General features: G+C 56.0%; 11 protein-coding genes. 9 read left to right on the forward strand and 2 right to left on the reverse strand.

Annotated elements, in window-relative coordinates:
• Window positions 1-393: 393 nt before the first annotated feature.
• From ACJO3M_RS01565 to lnt, 4 genes are read left to right on the forward strand one after another with little or no spacing between them, the layout of a single operon-like run.
• The gene (locus ACJO3M_RS01565; RefSeq protein WP_406999097.1) at window positions 394-1377 is read left to right on the forward strand and encodes a PhoH family protein; all 984 of its coding nucleotides are present in this window, start codon (window positions 394-396) and stop codon (window positions 1375-1377) included.
• Entirely contained in the window at window positions 1374-1847 is a 474-nt protein-coding gene (ybeY, locus tag ACJO3M_RS01570; protein ID WP_406999099.1) for an rRNA maturation RNase YbeY, read from the forward strand. Before ACJO3M_RS01565 ends, ybeY begins: the two co-directional genes overlap by 4 nt.
• Window positions 1844-2689, forward strand: a complete 846-nt coding sequence (locus ACJO3M_RS01575; protein ID WP_406988891.1) for a CorC family transporter — start codon at window positions 1844-1846, stop codon at window positions 2687-2689. The genes ybeY and ACJO3M_RS01575 overlap by 4 nt, the downstream gene beginning before the upstream one ends.
• Window positions 2679-4226 (forward strand): apolipoprotein N-acyltransferase, encoded by a 1548-nt coding sequence (gene lnt / locus ACJO3M_RS01580; protein ID WP_406999101.1) that lies wholly within the window; start codon window positions 2679-2681, stop codon window positions 4224-4226. Before ACJO3M_RS01575 ends, lnt begins: the two co-directional genes overlap by 11 nt.
• Before the next feature lie 35 nt (window positions 4227-4261).
• On the opposite strand, the gene ACJO3M_RS01585 is transcribed toward lnt, so the two are convergent.
• Window positions 4262-4810 (reverse strand): zinc ribbon-containing protein, encoded by a 549-nt coding sequence (locus ACJO3M_RS01585; protein WP_406988888.1) that lies wholly within the window; start codon window positions 4808-4810, stop codon window positions 4262-4264.
• 283 nt (window positions 4811-5093) lie between these two features.
• Here ACJO3M_RS01585 and leuS point away from each other — a divergent pair, with 283 nt between their 5' ends.
• The 5 genes from leuS (at window position 5094) to ACJO3M_RS01610 (ending at window position 10318) form a co-directional block, all read left to right on the forward strand.
• Complete coding sequence (gene leuS / locus ACJO3M_RS01590; protein WP_406999172.1) at window positions 5094-7679, forward strand: leucine--tRNA ligase; 2586 nt, start codon at window positions 5094-5096, stop codon at window positions 7677-7679.
• A 1-nt stretch (window position 7680) separates the two neighbouring features.
• Window positions 7681-8262: an LPS-assembly lipoprotein LptE gene (locus tag ACJO3M_RS01595; protein ID WP_406999103.1), complete on the forward strand. Its 582-nt coding sequence runs from the start codon at window positions 7681-7683 to the stop codon at window positions 8260-8262.
• A 2-nt stretch (window positions 8263-8264) separates the two neighbouring features.
• The gene (holA, locus tag ACJO3M_RS01600; RefSeq protein WP_406999105.1) at window positions 8265-9272 is read left to right on the forward strand and encodes a DNA polymerase III subunit delta; all 1008 of its coding nucleotides are present in this window, start codon (window positions 8265-8267) and stop codon (window positions 9270-9272) included.
• Between the two features lie 89 nt (window positions 9273-9361).
• Window positions 9362-9625 carry a hypothetical protein gene (locus ACJO3M_RS01605; protein ID WP_406999106.1) on the forward strand — a complete coding sequence of 88 codons (264 nt, stop codon included), beginning with the start codon at window positions 9362-9364 and terminating at the stop codon, window positions 9623-9625.
• A 57-nt stretch (window positions 9626-9682) separates the two neighbouring features.
• A complete protein-coding gene (locus tag ACJO3M_RS01610) occupies window positions 9683-10318 on the forward strand; it encodes an endonuclease (protein ID WP_406999108.1) in 636 nt (211 codons plus the stop codon).
• A gap of 115 nt (window positions 10319-10433) precedes the next feature.
• On the opposite strand, the gene ACJO3M_RS01615 is transcribed toward ACJO3M_RS01610, so the two are convergent.
• The gene (locus tag ACJO3M_RS01615; protein ID WP_406999110.1) at window positions 10434-19298 is read right to left on the reverse strand and encodes a calcium-binding protein; all 8865 of its coding nucleotides are present in this window, start codon (window positions 19296-19298) and stop codon (window positions 10434-10436) included.
• Between the last annotated feature and the right edge of the window lie 8 nt (window positions 19299-19306).

Here is a 19306-nt window from a genome sequence, read left to right on the forward strand (position 1 = left end):
ATGGCCTTCGAAATTTTTGGGAGGGGCTTCCCACCACTCTCCGCTGACTTTAAGCGTGCATGCTTGGAGCAGAGTTTAGCTAGATGGATTTGATCGTAGGTTGGATTAGACGAAGTCGTAATCCAACAAAAACATGCAACCGCGAACTTTGTCGGATTACGACTTCGTCTAATCCGACCTACTTGTTTTTTAGCATCAGGCCTGCACATAGTCTGAAAGGCCGGTGCGTGGTATCGCTTCCGCAGAGTATTGAGGGCCATGGATGGCCCGAACTAAGCGCACATGGATGTTTCAAGCGTCTCTGCGGAAGCGATACCACGCAGCGGCCATACTCCAATTATCAGACAGACACACTCCCAACCAAAAACGGGGGAGTAAACAAACGGAGCACCTTTGAAAGCCAACGATTCCAGACAATTTGATCTGCACCCGGTCGACCAGCATCGGCTGACTACCCTCTGTGGCCAGTTCGATGAGCATCTCAAGCACATTGAACGGCGCATGCAGGTCAGGATTGGCCGCCGCAATCACCATTTCCGGGTGGAAGGCGAAACCGAGCATGTCGCCGCAGCGGTGGAGGTGATCCGCCATCTTTACCGGGAAACCGAAGCCACAGACGATCTTTCCCCGGACACCGTTCACCTGTTCATCCGTGAGACCGGCTTCGAGCGGCTGCCCGAGGACGTGCCATACGATGGCGCGGTGACCGTCATCAAGACGCCCAAGCTTCAGGCCAAGCCTCGCGGGGCCAACCAGCAGAAGTATGTGCACAATATCCGCACCCATGATATTAACTTCGGTATTGGTCCGGCCGGTACCGGCAAGACCTGGCTGGCGGTGGCCTGTGCGGTGGAAGCCCTTAAGGATGAACAGGTCAAACGTATCCTGCTGGTTCGCCCGGCGGTGGAAGCTGGCGAAAAGCTGGGCTTCCTGCCTGGCGATCTGGCCCAGAAGGTGGACCCGTACCTTCGCCCGCTATACGACGCTCTTTATGAAATGCTGGGCTTTGACCATGTCACCCGGCTGATTGAAAAGAGTGTGATCGAGATTGCGCCTCTGGCCTTCATGCGTGGCCGTACGCTGAATAACTCGTTCATCATTCTGGATGAAAGCCAGAACACCACCCGGGAACAGATGAAGATGTTCCTGACCCGGATTGGTTTTGGCTCCACGGCGGTAATCACTGGCGATACAACCCAGGTTGACCTGCCCCGGGGACAAAATTCCGGACTGATTCATGCCGCCGGCGTGCTGAGCAAGGTTTCCGGTATTGGTTTTACGCGCTTCGAATCCAGGGATGTGGTTCGCCACCCGCTGGTGCAGCGCATAGTTGAAGCCTATGACCACTTTGATGATGGGAGCGCAACAGGCCAGTGAGCGAGCTGACAGTAGATCTGCAACGCGTATTTGAGGCGCCGGGCATTCCTGACGATAACGCGTTCGGGCGCTGGGCCCAGCGTGCCTGGCTCGGAGACGATCCATCCGAAGTGACCATCCGTATTGTCGATACCGACGAGAGCGCGGCGCTCAATGGCGAGTACCGCGGCAAAAACGGGCCAACCAATGTGCTGTCCTTCCCATTTGAGGCCCCAGCGGGTATAACAGTTCCGTTGGCCGGGGATCTCATCATTTGTGCCCCGGTTGTTGAAAAAGAAGCCAAAGACCAGCATAAAGAGCTTGAGGCCCACTGGGCCCACATGGTTGTACATGGCATGCTGCATCTTCAGGGCTATGATCATATTGAAGACAACGATGCCGAGGTCATGGAAGCCCTCGAAGTCCAGCTGCTGAAGCAGCTTGGGTATGGCAATCCTTACGAATCAGAGGAAGCGGAACAAGACTCATGAGCGACGATCAGTCGAGTCGCAGTCAGGGCAGCAAGTCCTGGCTGGAGCGTATATCACAGGCCTTTTCCAGCGGGCCTGAGTCCGTAGAGGACGTGCTGGAGATTCTGCGGGATGCGGAATCCGAGAACATCATCGATGCCGATGCCATGAGCATCATCGAAGGCGCGATGCAGGTGATCGACATGCGGGTGGATGAGATCATGATCCCCCGCTCCCAGATGGTCACCGTCAAGGCGGCCCAGGAACCAAAAGAGTTTCTTGGCGAAATCATCTCCTCCGCCCACAGCCGGTTTCCCGTTATTGGCGACAGCCAGGACGATGTGATTGGCGTACTCCTTGCTAAAGACCTGCTGCCACTGGCCCTGAACAATGAGGTCAACTGGTCGCGCATTCGCGAAATACTGCGCCCGCCAACCTTCGTGCCCGAGAGCAAACGGCTGAACCAGCTGCTGAAAGAGTTCAAGGAAAACCGGAACCACATGGCCATCGTGGTGGATGAGTACGGCGGCACCGCCGGGCTGATTACCATTGAGGACGTGCTGGAACAGATCGTGGGAGAAATCGAGGACGAACACGACTTTGATGAGGAAACCCACATCAAGGCCCGGGGCGACGGCACCTTTGCGGTAAAAGCGGTCACACCGGTGGATGACTTTAACGAGTTTTTCGAGACGGAACTGGATGAAGAGGAGTTCGACACCATTGGCGGTGTGGTACTCAAAGAATTCGGTCACCTGCCCAGGCGAGGCGAATCGGTTGCATTTGGCGGGCTGCAATTTACTATTGCGAACGCTGATAACCGAGTCATCCGTCTGCTGCAGGTAACCCGTAGTGAGCAATAACGACACCGATTCCCGACTTCCCGATACGCGCCTGTCCGGCAACAACTGGCTGGGGGGCATTACCCTCGTCATTGCCGGCGCGCTGCAAACCCTGACCCTGTCACCGTTTCAATGGTGGTGGCTGGGCCCCGTTTCCATCGCTCTGATCCTGCTGGTCAGCGTTCCACTCGCCCCCCGGAAGCTTTTCCGGGCCGGGTGGTTTGCCGGGCTGGGGCTGTTTGGCAGTGGCGCCAGCTGGGTCTACATCAGCATCAGTGAACACGGCAACACCTCCATCCCCGTCGCCATCCTTTTGACGACGCTGTTTGTCGCGGGCCTGGCGCTGTTTCATGCCATCGCGTTCTGGGGCTGGGGCAAGCTGGCGAAAGAGAGCCTGGTGCGTCGGCTGTTGCTGTTCCCCGCCATCTGGATTCTTGGCGACTGGGTGCGCGGCTGGTTGCTGACCGGTTTTCCCTGGCTGTACCTCGGCAATGCCCATGTGGACGGACCACTGGGCGGGTTTGCGCCACTGATTGGCGTGCATGGCATCACATTCTGGATCACGGTCACCGGTGTCGCTATCTACGGCGTGTGGTGGCTGGCCCTCAACAAGCGCGCCGCCAATGCCGGGATCGTCGCCGTGCTAACCCTCCTGCCCTGGGTAACCGGCCCGGCCCTGTCAAAAATTGAATGGACCGACGTCAGCGACGAAGCCACCACGTTTGCCTCCATGCAGGGCAACATCCCCCAGCAGATCAAGTGGGATCCGGATTTTCTGCGGGACCAGATCGTGGTGTATCTGGGGCTCACGGAGGACCAGTGGGACACCGACCTTATCCTGTGGCCGGAAACCGCCATTCCCATCCCCCAGGATCAGGCCGGCAAGATCATTGATCACATCGCCGGGGAACTGGGTGACAACAGCACCCTGATTACCGGCATTCCCTGGTATGGGTTCAGTGATCGGGCTGAGGATTTCACCTTTCACAACAGCATCATGGCCATTGGCAATGGCGAAGGCATGTACCACAAACAGAAGCTGGTGCCCTTCGGGGAGTACGTGCCCCTGCAGCAATGGCTACGTGGGCTGATCGGCTTCTTCGATCTGCCGATGTCCAGCTTCAGCCGCGGGCCGGCGAACCAGTCGCCCCTGATCGCCAACGGCACGCACATCATGCCGTTCATCTGCTACGAAGTGGCCTACCCGGACTTTGTTGCCCGCAATGCCCGAAACACCGACCTGTTGCTGACCATCAGCAACGATGGCTGGTTTGGCGACTCCATCGGCCCGTTGCAACATTTGCAGATCGCCCGCATGCGAGCACTGGAAACCGGCCGATACATGCTTCGAGGCACCAACAACGGCGTGACTGCGATCATCGATCACAAGGGGCAACTGGCGGAGACCATTCCCCAGTTCAAACGCGCGGTCCTGACCGGTGAGGTATTCTCCGCCGACGGCAACACGCCCTATATGCAGACCGGCTCCTGGCCGGTTCTGACCCTGGCGCTTATCCTCATAGTCTTCGTACGCGAACGGGTGATTCCCAAACCATGATCTACACTGGCTCTGGTGTCGGATTACGGCTTCGCCTAATCCGACCTACGGGGCCAGCGGCTGGTCACCCGTTCGTAGTAGTGGGAACCACAGGCCTCGCAGGGCTCCAGGTGACTGGTTGCGGTCAGGCAGCGCATGTGGCCGCAGTTGAGGCACTGGAACATGCCGGCCGTGGCTACCTCGCCGGAAATGTAATGGCCGGCCTCCTGGTTCTCCAGTTTCTGGCTCAGCTCCAGGGTATCCACCAGCGTCTTGTCCGCGACGGACAGCAGGCGATCCGCAAGCTGGTGCTCAAGGAGCGCGATATCCAGCTGTAACCACTCAGTCAGCCCTTCGCCGGTCTCCCCCACGAAGTGCATAAGGTGCTCCAGATCCCGCTGTAGATAGGCGCCCAGCAGGTCCGCCTCCTCACGAGTCATTTCCTCCAGCTCGTATTCAAACTCAACGGCTTTGCGAACTTCCTCTTCAAGGGTCTGGTAGGACGTTTCCTGTAACTGGTTGAGGCGCGATTGCACCCGCTCCAGCATCCGGTCGTAGACTTCCAGGGCTTTTCCGGATAGGTGACTGCGTTCTGACTCGGCCATATATAATCCTCACTATGGTTCGGGGATCAGGCAGTTACCCCCTCTCCGGGACTGTCTGCAGCATGGATGCTGCAGTCAAGCGTACAGGGATGTATCCACAGCGTGTCCCGGAGAGGGGGTAACTGCCTGATCCTGCCCGCCTGATAACAAGTCTGGCACATGAAACGATTTTTGGCAGACTACCTGTTAACCTCCGTGTGCGTTAGAATGTCCGGCCCGCTCCGGACATCATTTTGATACAGGGTTCTATTTTTCACACAAGGTAATTTCGGTAATGGCAGGAATGGACGAGCAATACAATCCACGTAACGTAGAACAGAATGCCCGCACTTTCTGGGAAGAGAACAACACCTTCACCGTCAAGGAAGAGCCCGGCAAGCCCAAGTACTACTGCCTGTCCATGTTCCCGTACCCGAGCGGCAAACTGCACATGGGCCACGTCCGCAACTACACCATTGGCGACGTAATTTCCCGCTACCAGCGCATGCAGGGCAAGAATGTGATGCAGCCCATGGGCTGGGATGCCTTCGGCCTGCCCGCTGAAAACGCCGCGATCGCCAACAAGACCGCGCCTGCCAAGTGGACCTACGCCAATATCGAATACATGAAGAATCAGCTCAAGCAGCTGGGCTTCGGTTATGACTGGAATCGCGAACTGGCCACCTGCAAGCCGGACTACTACCGCTGGGAACAGTGGTTCTTCGCCCGCCTTTACGAGAAAGGCCTGGTGTACAAGAAAATGTCCACGGTCAACTGGGACCCTGTGGACCAGACCGTACTGGCCAACGAACAAGTCGTCGACGGCCGCGGCTGGCGCTCAGGCGCCCTGGTTGAGCAGAAGAAGATTCCCCAGTGGTTTATCCGTATCACCGATTACGCCGAAGAACTGCTGAACGACCTGGATGACCTGGAAGACTGGCCGGAACAGGTCAAGACCATGCAGCGCAACTGGATCGGCAAGTCCATCGGTACCGAGCTGACCTTCCCGCTGAAAGGCGGGGATGACGGCCTCACCGTTTACACGACCCGTCCGGACACCCTGATGGGCGTCAGTTATATGGCCGTAGCCGCCGAGCACCCGCTGGCAAAAGCCGCGGCGGAGCGTCACCCTGATGTCGCGGAATTCGTCGACGAGTGCCGCAACAGCAAGATCGCTGAAGCCGAGCTGGCCACCATGGAAAAGAAAGGGATCGATACCGGCTTCAAAGCCATTCATCCCCTGACCCAGGAAGAGATTCCGGTCTGGGTCGCCAACTTCGTGTTGACGGATTACGGCACCGGCGCCCTGATGGCCGTTCCCGGCCACGACGAGCGGGACCACGAGTTTGCCGTGAAGTACCGCCTGCCAATCAAGCAGGTCATCGCGGCCCTCGATGGTCGCGAGATCGACATACAGGAAAAGGCGTTTACCGAAAAAGGCACCCTGGTGTCCTCCGGCAAATACAGCGGCCTGACCAGTGAAGAAGCCTTTGATGCCATTGCGGATTACCTGGAAGAGAACGGTATCGGCAAACGCACCGTGAACTATCGCCTGCGTGACTGGGGTGTTTCCCGCCAGCGTTACTGGGGTGCGCCGATTCCCATGATGACCCTGGAAGACGGCACCGAACGGCCGGTCCCGGATGACCAGCTGCCGGTCGCCCTGCCGGAAGATGTGGAAATGGATGGCGTCCAGTCTCCCATCAAAGCCGACCCGGAGTGGGCCAAGACCACCTTTGAAGGTCAGGCCGCAACCCTGGAAACCGACACCTTCGACACCTTCATGGAGTCGTCCTGGTACTACGCCCGTTTCTGCAGCCCCAACTACGACAAGGGCATGCTGGACCCGGCCGCTGCCAACTACTGGCTCCCGGTTGACCAGTATATCGGTGGTATCGAACACGCCATCCTGCACCTGCTGTACGCCCGGTTCTTCCACAAACTGTTGCGGGACGTGGGCCTGGTCACCAGCTCTGAACCCTTCAACCGCCTGCTGTGCCAGGGCATGGTTCTGGCGGAGACCTACTACCGCGAAGATGGCAATGGCGGTAAGACCTGGATTTCACCGGCTGACGTCACCGTCGAGCGGGATGCCAAGGGTCAGGTTATTGGAGCGGTCCACAAGGAAGACGGCCAGCCGGTTGAGGTTGGCGGCGTCACCAAGATGTCCAAGTCCAAGAACAACGGCATTGATCCCCAGGCGATTATTGATCAGCACGGCGCTGATACCGTGCGGCTGTTCATGATGTTCGCGGCACCGCCCGAACAATCCCTGGAATGGTCAGACAGCGGCGTGGAAGGCGCCCATCGTTTCCTCAAGCGCCTGTGGCGCATGGTGAATGAACTGGCGGCCGGTGGCGACACGCCAGCGCTGGACGTGGACAGCCTGACCGACGCCCAGAAAGATCTGCGCCGCAAGACCCATGAAACCATCGCCAAAGTCAGCGATGACATCAGCCGCCGTCTCACCTTCAATACCGCTATTGCTGCGGTCATGGAACTGCTTAACGAGGTTGGAAAGCTGACCGACGATAGCCCCCAGAGCCGTGCCGTTCGCAAAGAGGCGCTGGAAGTCGCAGTGTTGATGCTGTCCCCCATCGTGCCCCATATTTGCCATAGTCTGTGGCAGGCATTGGGACACGAAACGCCCGTCGTGGATGCCACATGGCCACAGGCTGACCGGGAAGCCATGGTTCGCAACCAGATCCAGGTGGTACTGCAGGTGAACGGAAAGGTCCGCGCCAAGGCCGACGTACCCGCCGACATCGACAAGGCCGACCTGGAAAAGCTGGCCCTGGAGAACGAGAACGTGGTGCGCTTTACCGAGGGCCAGACCGTTCGCAAGGTGATCGTGGTGCCGGGCAAACTGGTCAACGTGGTGGCCAATTAAGATGACTGCTCCTCACCCACTCCGCAACGTCAGACTGCCAGTGGCGGCGCTCCTGTCCCTGGTACTGGCGGGGTGTGGTTTTCAGTTACGGGGGGCGCCACCGGTTCCCCCCGGCCTTCAGCCGCTGGCAGTTTCCTGCGTTGAACAGATACCGGGGGAACTTTGCCGCGCGGTGAAGGAGCAACTGGAACTGGGCAAGATCGATGTTCGTGATCCCGAACAGGCAGACTATATCCTGCGCCTTCGCGGATTCCAGCAGGACCGGCGTGCCAGCGCCATTACAGTGCGGGCGTCCGCCGCCGAGTACACCCTGCGGCAGACAGTTAAAATGGACCTGCTCACCCGTGATGAGCTGCCGCTGATTGCGGAAACCAGCCTCAACAGCAGCGAGACCTATCGCTACGATGAAACCAATGTGCTCGCCAAACAACGGGAAGAAGAAGAGCTGCGACAGCAACTCTACGAACGGCTGGCGCAGCAGATCATTTTCCGGCTTGCACCCTTGACGGACGCCCGGGTGACCCAATTACGAGAACAGCTGCGTGAACAGGCGGCCGACGATCAAGAGCAAGACTCTCGCTGATTATGAAGACCCAACCGGCCCAGCTTCCCCAGTTACTGAAGAAATCCCTGGCACCGGTCTATCTGATTTCCGGAGATGAGCCCCTGCTGGTTCAGGAATGCTGCGACCAGGTCCGCAGCGCCGCGCGGGAAGCCGGTTTCCAGGAACGCATGACCTTCCACGCCGATCACCAGCTGGACTGGAATACGGTGGGTGAGGAATTTGGTTCCCTGTCCCTGTTTGCCGAGAAACGCCGCATCGAGATCCACTTGCCGACGGGCAAGCTCGGGGACGGTCGTGCCGTGCTGGAGCGGGTTCTGCAGAATCCTCCCGAAGACATCGTCCTGTTGCTGATAAGCGCCAGGCTTGATGCCGCCGAGACCCGCAGGAAATGGTACAAGGAACTGCAGAACAAAGGCGTGCATGTTCCGGTGTGGCCGGTGGATGGCGACAAGTTTGCCGGCTGGCTGCAACAACGCGCCAAATCCCGCGGCCTGAGCCTGACCCGGGGCGCCCTGAACATTCTCACCGAGAAACTGGAAGGCAACCTGCTGGCTGCCAGCCAGGAGCTGGACCGACTCGCGCTCTTTGGCACCGGCAAGACCATCGACGAAGAAGCGATCGAACAGGCCGTCCAGGACAGTTCCCGCTTCAGCGGATTCGAGCTGGTAACCGAACTGCTGGCCGGGCGCGCTCCCCACGCCCGCAAAATGATTGGGGTACTCCGACAGGAAGGCGAAAACCCTCTGGGGCTGCTGGCGGTACTGATCCGCGACCTGAACCTGACCATGGAACTGCGGGCAGCGACTGCACAACGTGAGAACCCATCAGCCTTCCTCAAGCAACGCGGCGTCTTCCAGCCACAACGCGCGCGTACCATTGAGCAGGCCGCACGCCGGCTTTCCCGCCCCCAGCTTCACTCTGCCCTGGAACTGTGCAGCGATATCGATCGCGCCGCCAAGGGGTTTGCCCCCTCCTCGCCCTGGCACTATCTGGAAGACATGGCCATCCTACTGGCCCGCCCTGCCTGAAGGGTTGCAGCGCACCCAATCCCCCTCTTGACAGCTTCTCACGTTCGGGAGCATTGTTAAGACAGTCTCTGTCAAAGGAGGTGCTCCATATGACGCTTCAGAATGACCTCAAGAAACTGTCCGAAAAAATCAAACAGTATCGTGACGAGGCCCGCGTCCAGCTTCACCTCGCCCGTGAAGACGTCAAGGATGAGTGGGACGACCTGGAAAAGGACTGGGAGAAGTTTCGCCACAAATTCGACAAGATCCTTCACGATGCCGAGGATGCCACCCACGAAGCCCGGCAGACAGCCCACCAGCTCGGAGAGGAGGTTCGTGCGGGGTATCAGCGCATTCGTGATCGCTTGAAGTAATGGGGTTTGGGCCTGATCGGCAAAGGCACTCACCCCTGTAGCGGGGTATAAGAACGCATGAACCAAACAAGTGCCTTAATCGTTACACTCATACTGTTACTGGCCCCACCCCTGACCAACGGTCAGAACACCCGATTCAGTGATCCCGACAGCGTTGTCCGGGACCAGTTCTGGGGAACCCTTTACGCCGACGGGGGGACCTCCTTCTTCTGCGAGACCCCTTTTAAAAACAAGGGGTTCACCATGACGGATGGCCACATATACCCTCTCGCCGCAGTCCGAAGCGCACTGGGCTGCGGCACCTCCAGCCAATGTGACCGGGACGACCGCTATCGCCAAATAGCCTCCGATCTCCACAACATGGTGCCTGTCACCAGCCGTGTTGAAATGCGTCGCCGCAACGCCCGCTACGAGGAACTCAGTGCAGGCGCACGGGAGGATGAGTGTGGCAACCGGGAAAGTGCCCAGTTTTTCGAGCCACCCGGCAAGGTGAAAGGCGATGTCGCCCGAGCGGTTGCCTACATGGTGGACACCTACGACCTGCCCTGGGTCGGCGCGTCTTCGGTCTTTAAAAGCTGGAACCGGATGGATCCGCCGGACGACAGCGAGCTGACGCGCCATCGTCAGGTCAGTGAGCTTCAGGGTAACGAGAACCCGTTTATCCTGAAGCCGGAAGCTATGGAAAATCTGTAGCCCCTGCTGCACTGACCGGACAACACCCCCTTTCGGCTCTCGGGGCCTGTAACAAAAATAACCGCGAACCAGGTCGCGGTTATTTTGTCGGCTTCTCAGGCTGTATTAACCTGCCTCAAGCACTGGGTTGCCACGAACTCGCTATAGTCGCTTGTATCTGGTTCTCCTCTTGTGGGGTCAATGTCATCTCTCCGCCAGAAGGCTGGCCGAATGCCGCCATGGCAGTTACCAATTGCTCTAGCTGGCTAGCGGAGATCATGGCGTCGTCAGTGTGGATGCTGTCCAACTTCTGGGCATCGGTGCTGTACCAATCCTGAACGCGTACCTGGTCATCGCTTCCCAGAACACTTGTGACCAGATCATCTCCGTCGCGCGAGAACCACAATTGCGACTCATCGATGCCTGATGCGAACTGCAGCTGGTCATTTCCCGCACCATTTGACAGGTTATTGATCGTGTCCTGACCGTCACCGCCCGCGAATTGGTAAGTATCATCGCCCTCGCCGCCCAGGAGATAGTCATCGCCCAAGCCGCCTACGAGGATGTCATCACCGGCACCGCCGTCGATGAAGTCCGCATCGGAGGATGCCAGAATGGTTTCAGCGGATGCCGTACCATTGACCACGTTTCCGAATTCACGCTCGTCGGGCAATCCTTGATAGTCTGGCGACCCTTGCGGGTCCGGATTGCTCAGCCCAAAGGCCCCGAAGACCTGATCCGAGGTAAGCTGACCACCTGATCCAAACTCAATCAGGTCAATGGACTGGTCACCACCGGAGAAGAAGTCCCGGATCGTTACTGAGTCTGCCCCTCCGTCAACCTGGAGCACCAGGCTGTTGCCCGATTTCATCAGGCCGCTGGCGACCTGATTGAAGGTGATGTCTTCGAAGTGCAGGGTATCGTTACCGCCACCCACGTTATCGATCACATCCTGACCATCACCTGAGCTGAACCGGTAGATATCGTTTCCACGCCCACCGATTAGAGTATCAGCCCCAAGCCCACCGCGGAGGGTGTCATGGCCGTTGCCACCTTCCAGTCGGTCGTTTCCGGCACCGCCAGAAAGGCCATCGTCACCATTGAAACCCCGGACCAGATCGGCGTCTGATCCACCGTCCAATGCGCTATCGTCACCAGATGTACCCTCAACCGTCTGGGAGAATCCGGAAGCAGGTGTCGGCTCAGACAGGCCAAAAGCGCCGTATATCTGATCCGATGTCAGTTGGCCGCCGGTCTCGAATTCAATGGTTTCGATAACAGACTCGCCACCGAGGAAGAAGTTGGTCAACGTAACCTGATCTGGGCCACCGTCTACCTGCAGAACAAGATCGTCACCGGATTTCATCAAGCCGGAGGCAACCTGGTTAAAGGTAATGCCGGCACCAAACTTCAACACATCAGCGCCGCCACTTTCCCTCAGGACATCCTGGCCACCGGTGAAGATGTAGGTGTCATCTCCAACGCCACCTTCAAGCCGGTCATTACCTGAACCGCCGTCCAGTGTGTCGTTGCCAACACCGCCGATCAGGATATCGTTACCTGCGCTGCCTGTTAGTACATCGTCACCGCCCAACTCAGGCGTCGGTGTCGTGCCTGGATCCGGGTCGGTGTCTTGATCGCCGCCATCACCCGAACCACTGTCTTCGCCAGAGCCATCTCCGGTACCATCACCGGGATCACTGGTACCGCTTGGCATCTCAGACAGAAGGTTTGCGATATCACCGGCCATGATGGCATTACCGCCATCGGTAGGCTGGACGTACGCAATCGCGTTATCCCCACCCAGGAAGTGATCCGTCACCCGCACTTGCTGCTCCAGGTCACCGTCGACAAGAATGACAAGATCGTTTCCATCTTGATGGTAGCTCAAGCGGCTACGGTCAAGGCCATCCAGGAAGAACACCCCATCAGAGCCACCGCCCTGATTGTCGATAACATCCACACCCTGGCCGGCTTTGTAGTAGTAACTGTCGTTGCCAGCACCACCGATCAGCGTATCGTCACCGTCTTCACCGGCCAGGACGTCATTGCCGTCGCCACCAATGAGCACATCATTGCCGCTGCCGGTGCCATTACCATTCCCGCCATAGAGCTGATCATCGCCAGCACCGCCTTCCACCTGGTCGTCACCGCCCATGCCGAACAGCGTATCGTCACCCGCGAGGCCCTCAAGCAGATCACGACCACTTCCGCCGGCCAATTGCTCGCCGTCGCCGGTACCGGTGACGACAGAATCGTAGTCACCGTCAGTTTCGCCTGCCGCAACGCGTTGATTGATCTGGGAGGTCGAAATCATGTTGCCGCTATCCGGTTGCACCCAGTCGATCGAGTGATCGCCACCGAGGAAATGATTTACGACTCGTACGCTTCCCTCAGTTCCGTCGTCTATGAGGAGAACAAGGTCATCTCCGTCACGAGTGAAACTGATACGATCTTCCGTGGCTCCGCCCGTGAACAACACACCGTCGTTGCCACCGTCTGAGTTATGGATGGTGTCGTGGCCATCACCGGCAGCAAAGACGTACTTGTCGTCTCCGAGTCCCCCGGTGAGCACGTCGTCACCTGTGCCCCCACTCAGTTGATCGGAGCCGTCGCCACCGTTGAGCACATCGTTTCCTGCACCTGCCTCGAAGAAATCATCATCGGCACCGCCATCAAGCTGATCGTTACCATCGCCGCCAAACAGACTATCTTCGCCAGCACCGCCAAGTAGCACATCATCTCCCGCGCCACCCTGGAGGGTGTCATTTCCGATCCCCCCGTCCAGGGTATCGGCGCCGGAGCGGCCAACCAGGTTGTCGCCGCCAGCACCACCAATTAGGTGATCATCACCCTCTTCGCCGTCCAGGTAATCGTCACCGGCTTCACCGTGCAGTACATCATCCCCAGTGCGCCCCCAAACCTTGTCATCACCCTCTCCAGCGTAGATCTCTTCATTGAGATGCCGATAGCCTGTAAGGGTATCGGGATCACCGGTCCCCAACGTGATCGAGGCTTCCTCAACGTCCAGATCGGACCACTCTGTGCCATCCGCAAAGATAAAGCGATTGACCTTGAAGTGATCGGTAGGCTCCTGGAACCAGTTCTTGATCAGTATGCCGTCAGTGCCGTTCGCATGGCTGATTTGCAGATCATTGCCAGTACGCGTGAAACTGAGATCATCAGCGGCAATACCTGCGCCAAACTCCAGAATGTCGGTTGAGGGGTCAATATTACTGTAGGCCTCCCCATCGGGTGTCTCGATCAAAGTATCCTGACCATCGCCCAGATTGAAGCGGTACACATCGTTGCCGTAGGAGCCGAAGAGCTGGTCGGCACCTGCACCACCCTCTAAGGTGTTAGCGGTTTCCTGCCAGGCATCGGTGTTGGCAATCAGCAGATCATCGCCAGCGCCGCCCAGCAGCGTGTCTGAACCCTTGCCTTGCAGCCGATCATTACCCGCGCCGCCGTCGAGTGTTCCACGGCCCTCGAGAACATCATCGCCATTGCCACCGAAAAGTTCGCCGGTGCCGTAAAGCTCATCGTTGCCATCGCCGCCTGTTAGTGTGTCCAAGCCGCCGTCGCCATGAAGGATATCGTTACCCGCATCGCCACTCAGCGTGTCGTCGCCACTACCACCATGCAGAACATCATCTCCTGCGCCACCGGCCAGCGTATCGGCGCCCGAGTCGCCGAAGAGCTCATCGGCATCATCACCGCCGCTCAACTCGTCGTTGCCGGCGCCGCCGTGTAGCTCATCGTTACCGACATCGCCAAGGAGAACGTCGTCGTCCTGACCTCCATGGAGCGTGTCGGCGCCGTCGCCGCCTTCCAGCCTATCGGCTGCATAGCCACCGCGAAGCTCGTCGTTGCCCGTGCCGCCGATCAGCGTGTCCTGACCGTCACCACCGTCGAGATTATCATTCCCGGCACCGCCGAGGATCGTATCCGCGCCCTCGTGGCCATAAATTTCGTCCGCACCGGCGCCGCCATTGATCGACTCGTCGCTGCTGAAGCCTTGGATGACGTCATCCGCTTCGGTCCCTTCGACGGCGTTCGCAACCAAATTATCAAAGTTCCAGCTGACGCCGTCGGCAAATTCTACGGTTTCCAGGCTGGTGACTTGGGCATCCGTCTCGGTGTCGTTGAAGTGGTTTTCAACCAGCACGGAATCGCCACTGGAAGGAATGGTGATGCGAAGATGATCGCCCTCTCTGCGAACCACTACCTCGCTCGAATCCACATCTATGAATTCAATTCGGTCCTGGCCAGAGGCGTCGCGGATGGAGTCGTTCCCGTCGCCTTTGCTGAAGCGGTAGACATCATCCCCAGCTCCGCCAGAGAGTGCGTCATCACCTGTTCCGCCTTCGATGTCGTCATTTCCCTCTCCACCGAAAACCGAATCATCCCCGCCATCGCCACGTAACGTGTCATCACCGTCTAAGCCGTAAATGGCATCATTTCCGCCCCAGCCCTCGATATAGTTGTGATCTGCATTACCGAACAAAGAATCGTCCAGCTCAGTCGCATTCATTGTCGCGGCTTGAATTGCGTAAGAGTCCATGAAGGAGATAGCGCCATTGCTCATGCCGATGGAGAAACCCGAATACGCAAAATAGGACACAGGATCAAACCAGTCGTCTATGTAAATCGCGTCTGATTCCGGGTTATTGGCGAACGTAATGACAAGATTAGTGCCTTCACGACGATAAACCGCTTGCTCTGGATCAAGGTTGGACACATAAATAGTCAGCTCGCCTTGTTGGTCTACAATGTGATCAACACCTCCGCCCTGTGCAAAATAATAGATATCGTCACCACGGCCACCGATCATTCTGTCGTTGCCATCTCCACCGAAGAGATGATCATGCCCCCGACCGCCGGCCAGGATGTCATCACCATCCCCTCCATGCAGATAGTCGTCACCATCGTCACCGTGTAAGGAGTCGTTTCCACTATCGCCGAATAAATTGTCGTCGCCTTCTCCACCGTATAGCTGATCAGTGTCATTGCCGCCATACAGCTGATCATTGCCATCTTGACCATAGAGCCTGTCATTCCCATTGCCACCGCGAATGACATCATTACCTGCGCGACCATGGACCCTGTCATTGCCCCCTAGAGCATCAATAACCTCATCTTTGGTGTCATAGCCAATGACAACATCGTCTCCCTCAGAAACCACCTTGACCGCATCGAGGATATAATCTTTATCCCAAGAAGTGCCGTCGCTGAAGACGATACCCTCCAGGGCAAAAGCGCTATTTCCACTCTCTTCGAAAAAGGAACGAACCAGTATCTGGTCATCCGCTTGAGTGAAAACGAGCAAATCATTTCCACTTCTTTCCAAGGTGACGTCATTCGAATTAATAGTCTCATCAAATCGAATACGATCGACTGATGCGTCATTTTCATCGTAATTGTTAACGACATCCTGACCATGGCCGGCGGAAAACAGGTATTCATCGTTACCCTCATCCCCAAGAAGGGAATCATCTCCCTCGCCACCGACTAGTGTGTCGTCTCCGGTTCCGGCATTGATCTGGTCGTCACCGTCGCCGCCATCAATCACGTCATCTCCGGCATAGCTCCAAACCACATCATTGCCCGCGAGAGCGTTTAACTGATCGCCAGTTTCACTCCCGTATATGTCATTATCATCAAGATCTATACTTCCCAAGATCTCCTGTTGTATTCTGGCAAGATCCCACGTTTCTCCCTCGTCGAATATGATGCTCTCAATGGGAGAATCTAACGTTCCATCGAAGTTGAAAAAGTTGTCTACTTGAATTTGGTCATTACTGGGCGAACCGCTTTCCGTGAGCCTGGTAATCCACAACGTCGTTGCGTCGCGCGATACCTTTACTTTGTCAGAAGCGTAACCGGCACCAAGCCTGATCGAGTCAATGCCATCAGAGTCAAGAATTCGATCAAAACCATCCCCCTCCTGAAAGAAATAGACATCATTGCCTCGGTTTCCATACAAAAAGTCGTCACCAGCTTTTCCCTGCAAGACGTCGGAGTCGTTACTACCCCTGAGGTTATCGCCACCTTCCGTTCCCTCAATGAACGATCCGTCCAACAACTCCGCCAGCACCGGCTTCTCGGCTATGATTGCCGAAAAACTCCCTGACAGGTTGTCTCTAAACCGTGAGGAATAGGCTCCCAGCCCTCTTGCGATATCAACCAGACCAGAAATTTTATTGAGATCCCCCTGGTTTTCGAGATCAAGAATCAGCGATTCGAACGCACCGAAATCACCAATGAAGCTTTTTCCGTTCGTATTGAATCCTGCGTGAATCCAGGAGAATTCCTCCTGATACTGGGTTTGAGCCACGAGCTGAGCTTCAAAAAAATCAGCAAATTTGTTGAATTCTGCGATCAGCTTAGGCGCAGCGTTTCCATGAGGGTTCGGATCTTTTTCTCCCCAACACCAAATTCCGACGTAGTCTCTACCAACCAGAGCTTCCAAGGCTTCCAACTGCCTGGCGTCCATAACGTGACCGTAGATGCGAGACGGATCCCTGCTATTAGGATCGACATCCGTAACGCCCGCCCACTCGTAGACCAGACTTTCGATCATGGCGTGCCGATTTGAGGAGTCATCTTCGGCCACATAGTCCGCGACCATAGCTTTTAGAGTCTCATTCCCCGCCATGGCGGTTCGAAGGTCAGCCACCTTGCCAAAGCCCTGCGCATCCGGGAGGCTTAAAATATCGTCGGAAAGGTTTGTTTCGGCTTGCAGACGCTGAGCGTGGTCAACCTGGAACCAGACATCAGAAACCTGACGTTCAGTGTTGTCCGTCATGGTCATGTTGGATGATTGACGGTGCTGATGGCCATGAGCATCGACGAAGCTGCTATCCGTGTAATCGATATTGATGCTGGCGATCCCGTGCTCGTCCAGAGACAACAACTCACCATCATCTACTGCTGCGTTGCCATTGCTGTCTTTCCAGACACTCAGTTCGGCCCACGCACTGTCTTCACTGGAAATAACACCATCTTCATTGCTATCCAGATCATCCAGGGCTTGAAACCCGTTTTCGGCCTTTGCGCCAGACTCCAGTTGGGTATTATTGCCGAACAGCTCCAAACCGGAGTTAATGTTGCCGTCACCATTCAAGTCTCTTGCAAGAAAACCATCTCCAGCGCCTACCCAGCCTGTCTTCTCCTGAAAGCCATCCCAGTCATGATCGAAGAAATTGAGAAGTCTCGTTGTTTCGATACCGTCGCCGTCCAAGTCCAGAATGAGCGGCGAAGTGGTATTTTCGGCATCATCAATAGACGGTGTTGAGGGATCCTCATCCTCTTCTTCGTCCTCATCTTTGAGTTCGATATCCAGGTCGTTTGAGCTCTTCGTGTATTCCTCAATTACTAAACCGCCATTGATGGTTAGCGTGTTTTCGCTCAGCTTATATGTATCGTTACCATTTTTATAAACACCTTCGGGATCATCTTCTGTCCGTGAGCCGCCGGTTAAAACCTTGCCATTAAGTTTAACGAGGCCTTTGCCATCGGAGTCCAGAATCGTGTCTTCGTCATCGGCTTTGTAGGTATCATAGTCACTCCCACCCTCAAGCCGATCTGAGCCACCTGCGCCTTCGAGCACATCAAGACCAGCTAAACCGATTAACGTATTATCAAAATTGTTGCCCTTGATAACGTTGCCAAAACTATTCCCTGTGCCTTCAACTGCCGCATCAACAAGGAATAAATCTTCTACATTCTGGGAAAGAGTAAAGTTCACGGAAGATACAACTTTGTCATTGCCCTCCGCATGCCCCTCATTTACCGTATCGTCAATATTGTCGACAACATAGGTATCGTCTCCCTTTCCCCCGCTCAATTCGTCTTGATCATCACCACCATCTATGGTGTCAGCGCCATCAGAACCCGTGATATTGTCATTTCCGGTGCCGCCATTGAGGGTGGCTCCTATGCCAGTCGCATAAATAAAGTCGTTCCCTCCACCACCATCAGCGACATTAGCAAATATGAGGTCGTCTCCTGAGTGAGCTACTACATTGGCATCAACCGGGCCTGTATGCCCCACATCCGAAAGTACGGTATCTACAGGCTTGCCATTGGCGTACTTCGACTCAAGGCCGGTTTTTACGACTCCAATGTTCGCATTAAAATCTGACAATTGACCCTTCGAGACAATAGTAGAGTACCCATCTGTATACAGATAATCCAGAGCTCCAAGAGCATCCTGTTCATCACCTTGATAAGTTCCATCGACGGAATCGAACAGACCGAACATATCGGATTCAGCGCGTCGCCTATTATTAACGTCATCAGAGTTATATCTCATCTCCCACCATATCTTGACACGCTTTCTAGGGTCAGATCCTTGAGCTAAGGATAAGGTACTTGGCAGTCCTGACGGACCGAACTGATATAACTGGCACATTATTGCAGCACGTTCTTTCGATTCTGAAAGCGAAGCTAGGCTTAGGCTACTTTCAAACTTTAAAAAAATCTCATTTAGTACACTTGTAGCATCTGCCTCGCTAGCAAAATAATAAGAAATATTAGAAGAGTAAGCGTCTCTTATCTTTTTAAAAACTAAAGCATCAGAGTCAGTTTGATTAATAGCCACATTCGAATCATTAGCTTCGGAAACAAGGTATTGCCGTAAAGTTTGAGCCTGGCCGGTCGAGGCGACCGGGACTGATGATAGCCCCAAATAAACATCCCTTATCTTTCGCACACTGCCAAGAAGCGACTCATCCCCAGACGACAGCGTTGCTAACCCAGCGGCCGATAGTATGCTATTAATCTCCGAATTATCCCGAACAAGAAGATCTAAGCCATACCCGATCGCTATACTGTCCCCAATAGACGTTCCATTTCCTGGCCCAGAGTCTTGGTGAGGCTGAAGTCCAGAAAGGTCAACCCCTAATGCCAGGGGCTCGTTTTCAAACCGTTTCACATAGTAATTTCGATCATTTTGGTAAGAACCATGGATCCAATTTTGGTGCGTAGTAAAGCTCATTTTTTGAT

The sequence above is a fragment of the Marinobacter alkalisoli genome, from assembly GCF_045449795.1.
In the GTDB taxonomy this organism is placed as follows: Bacteria; Pseudomonadota; Gammaproteobacteria; order Pseudomonadales; family Oleiphilaceae; genus Marinobacter.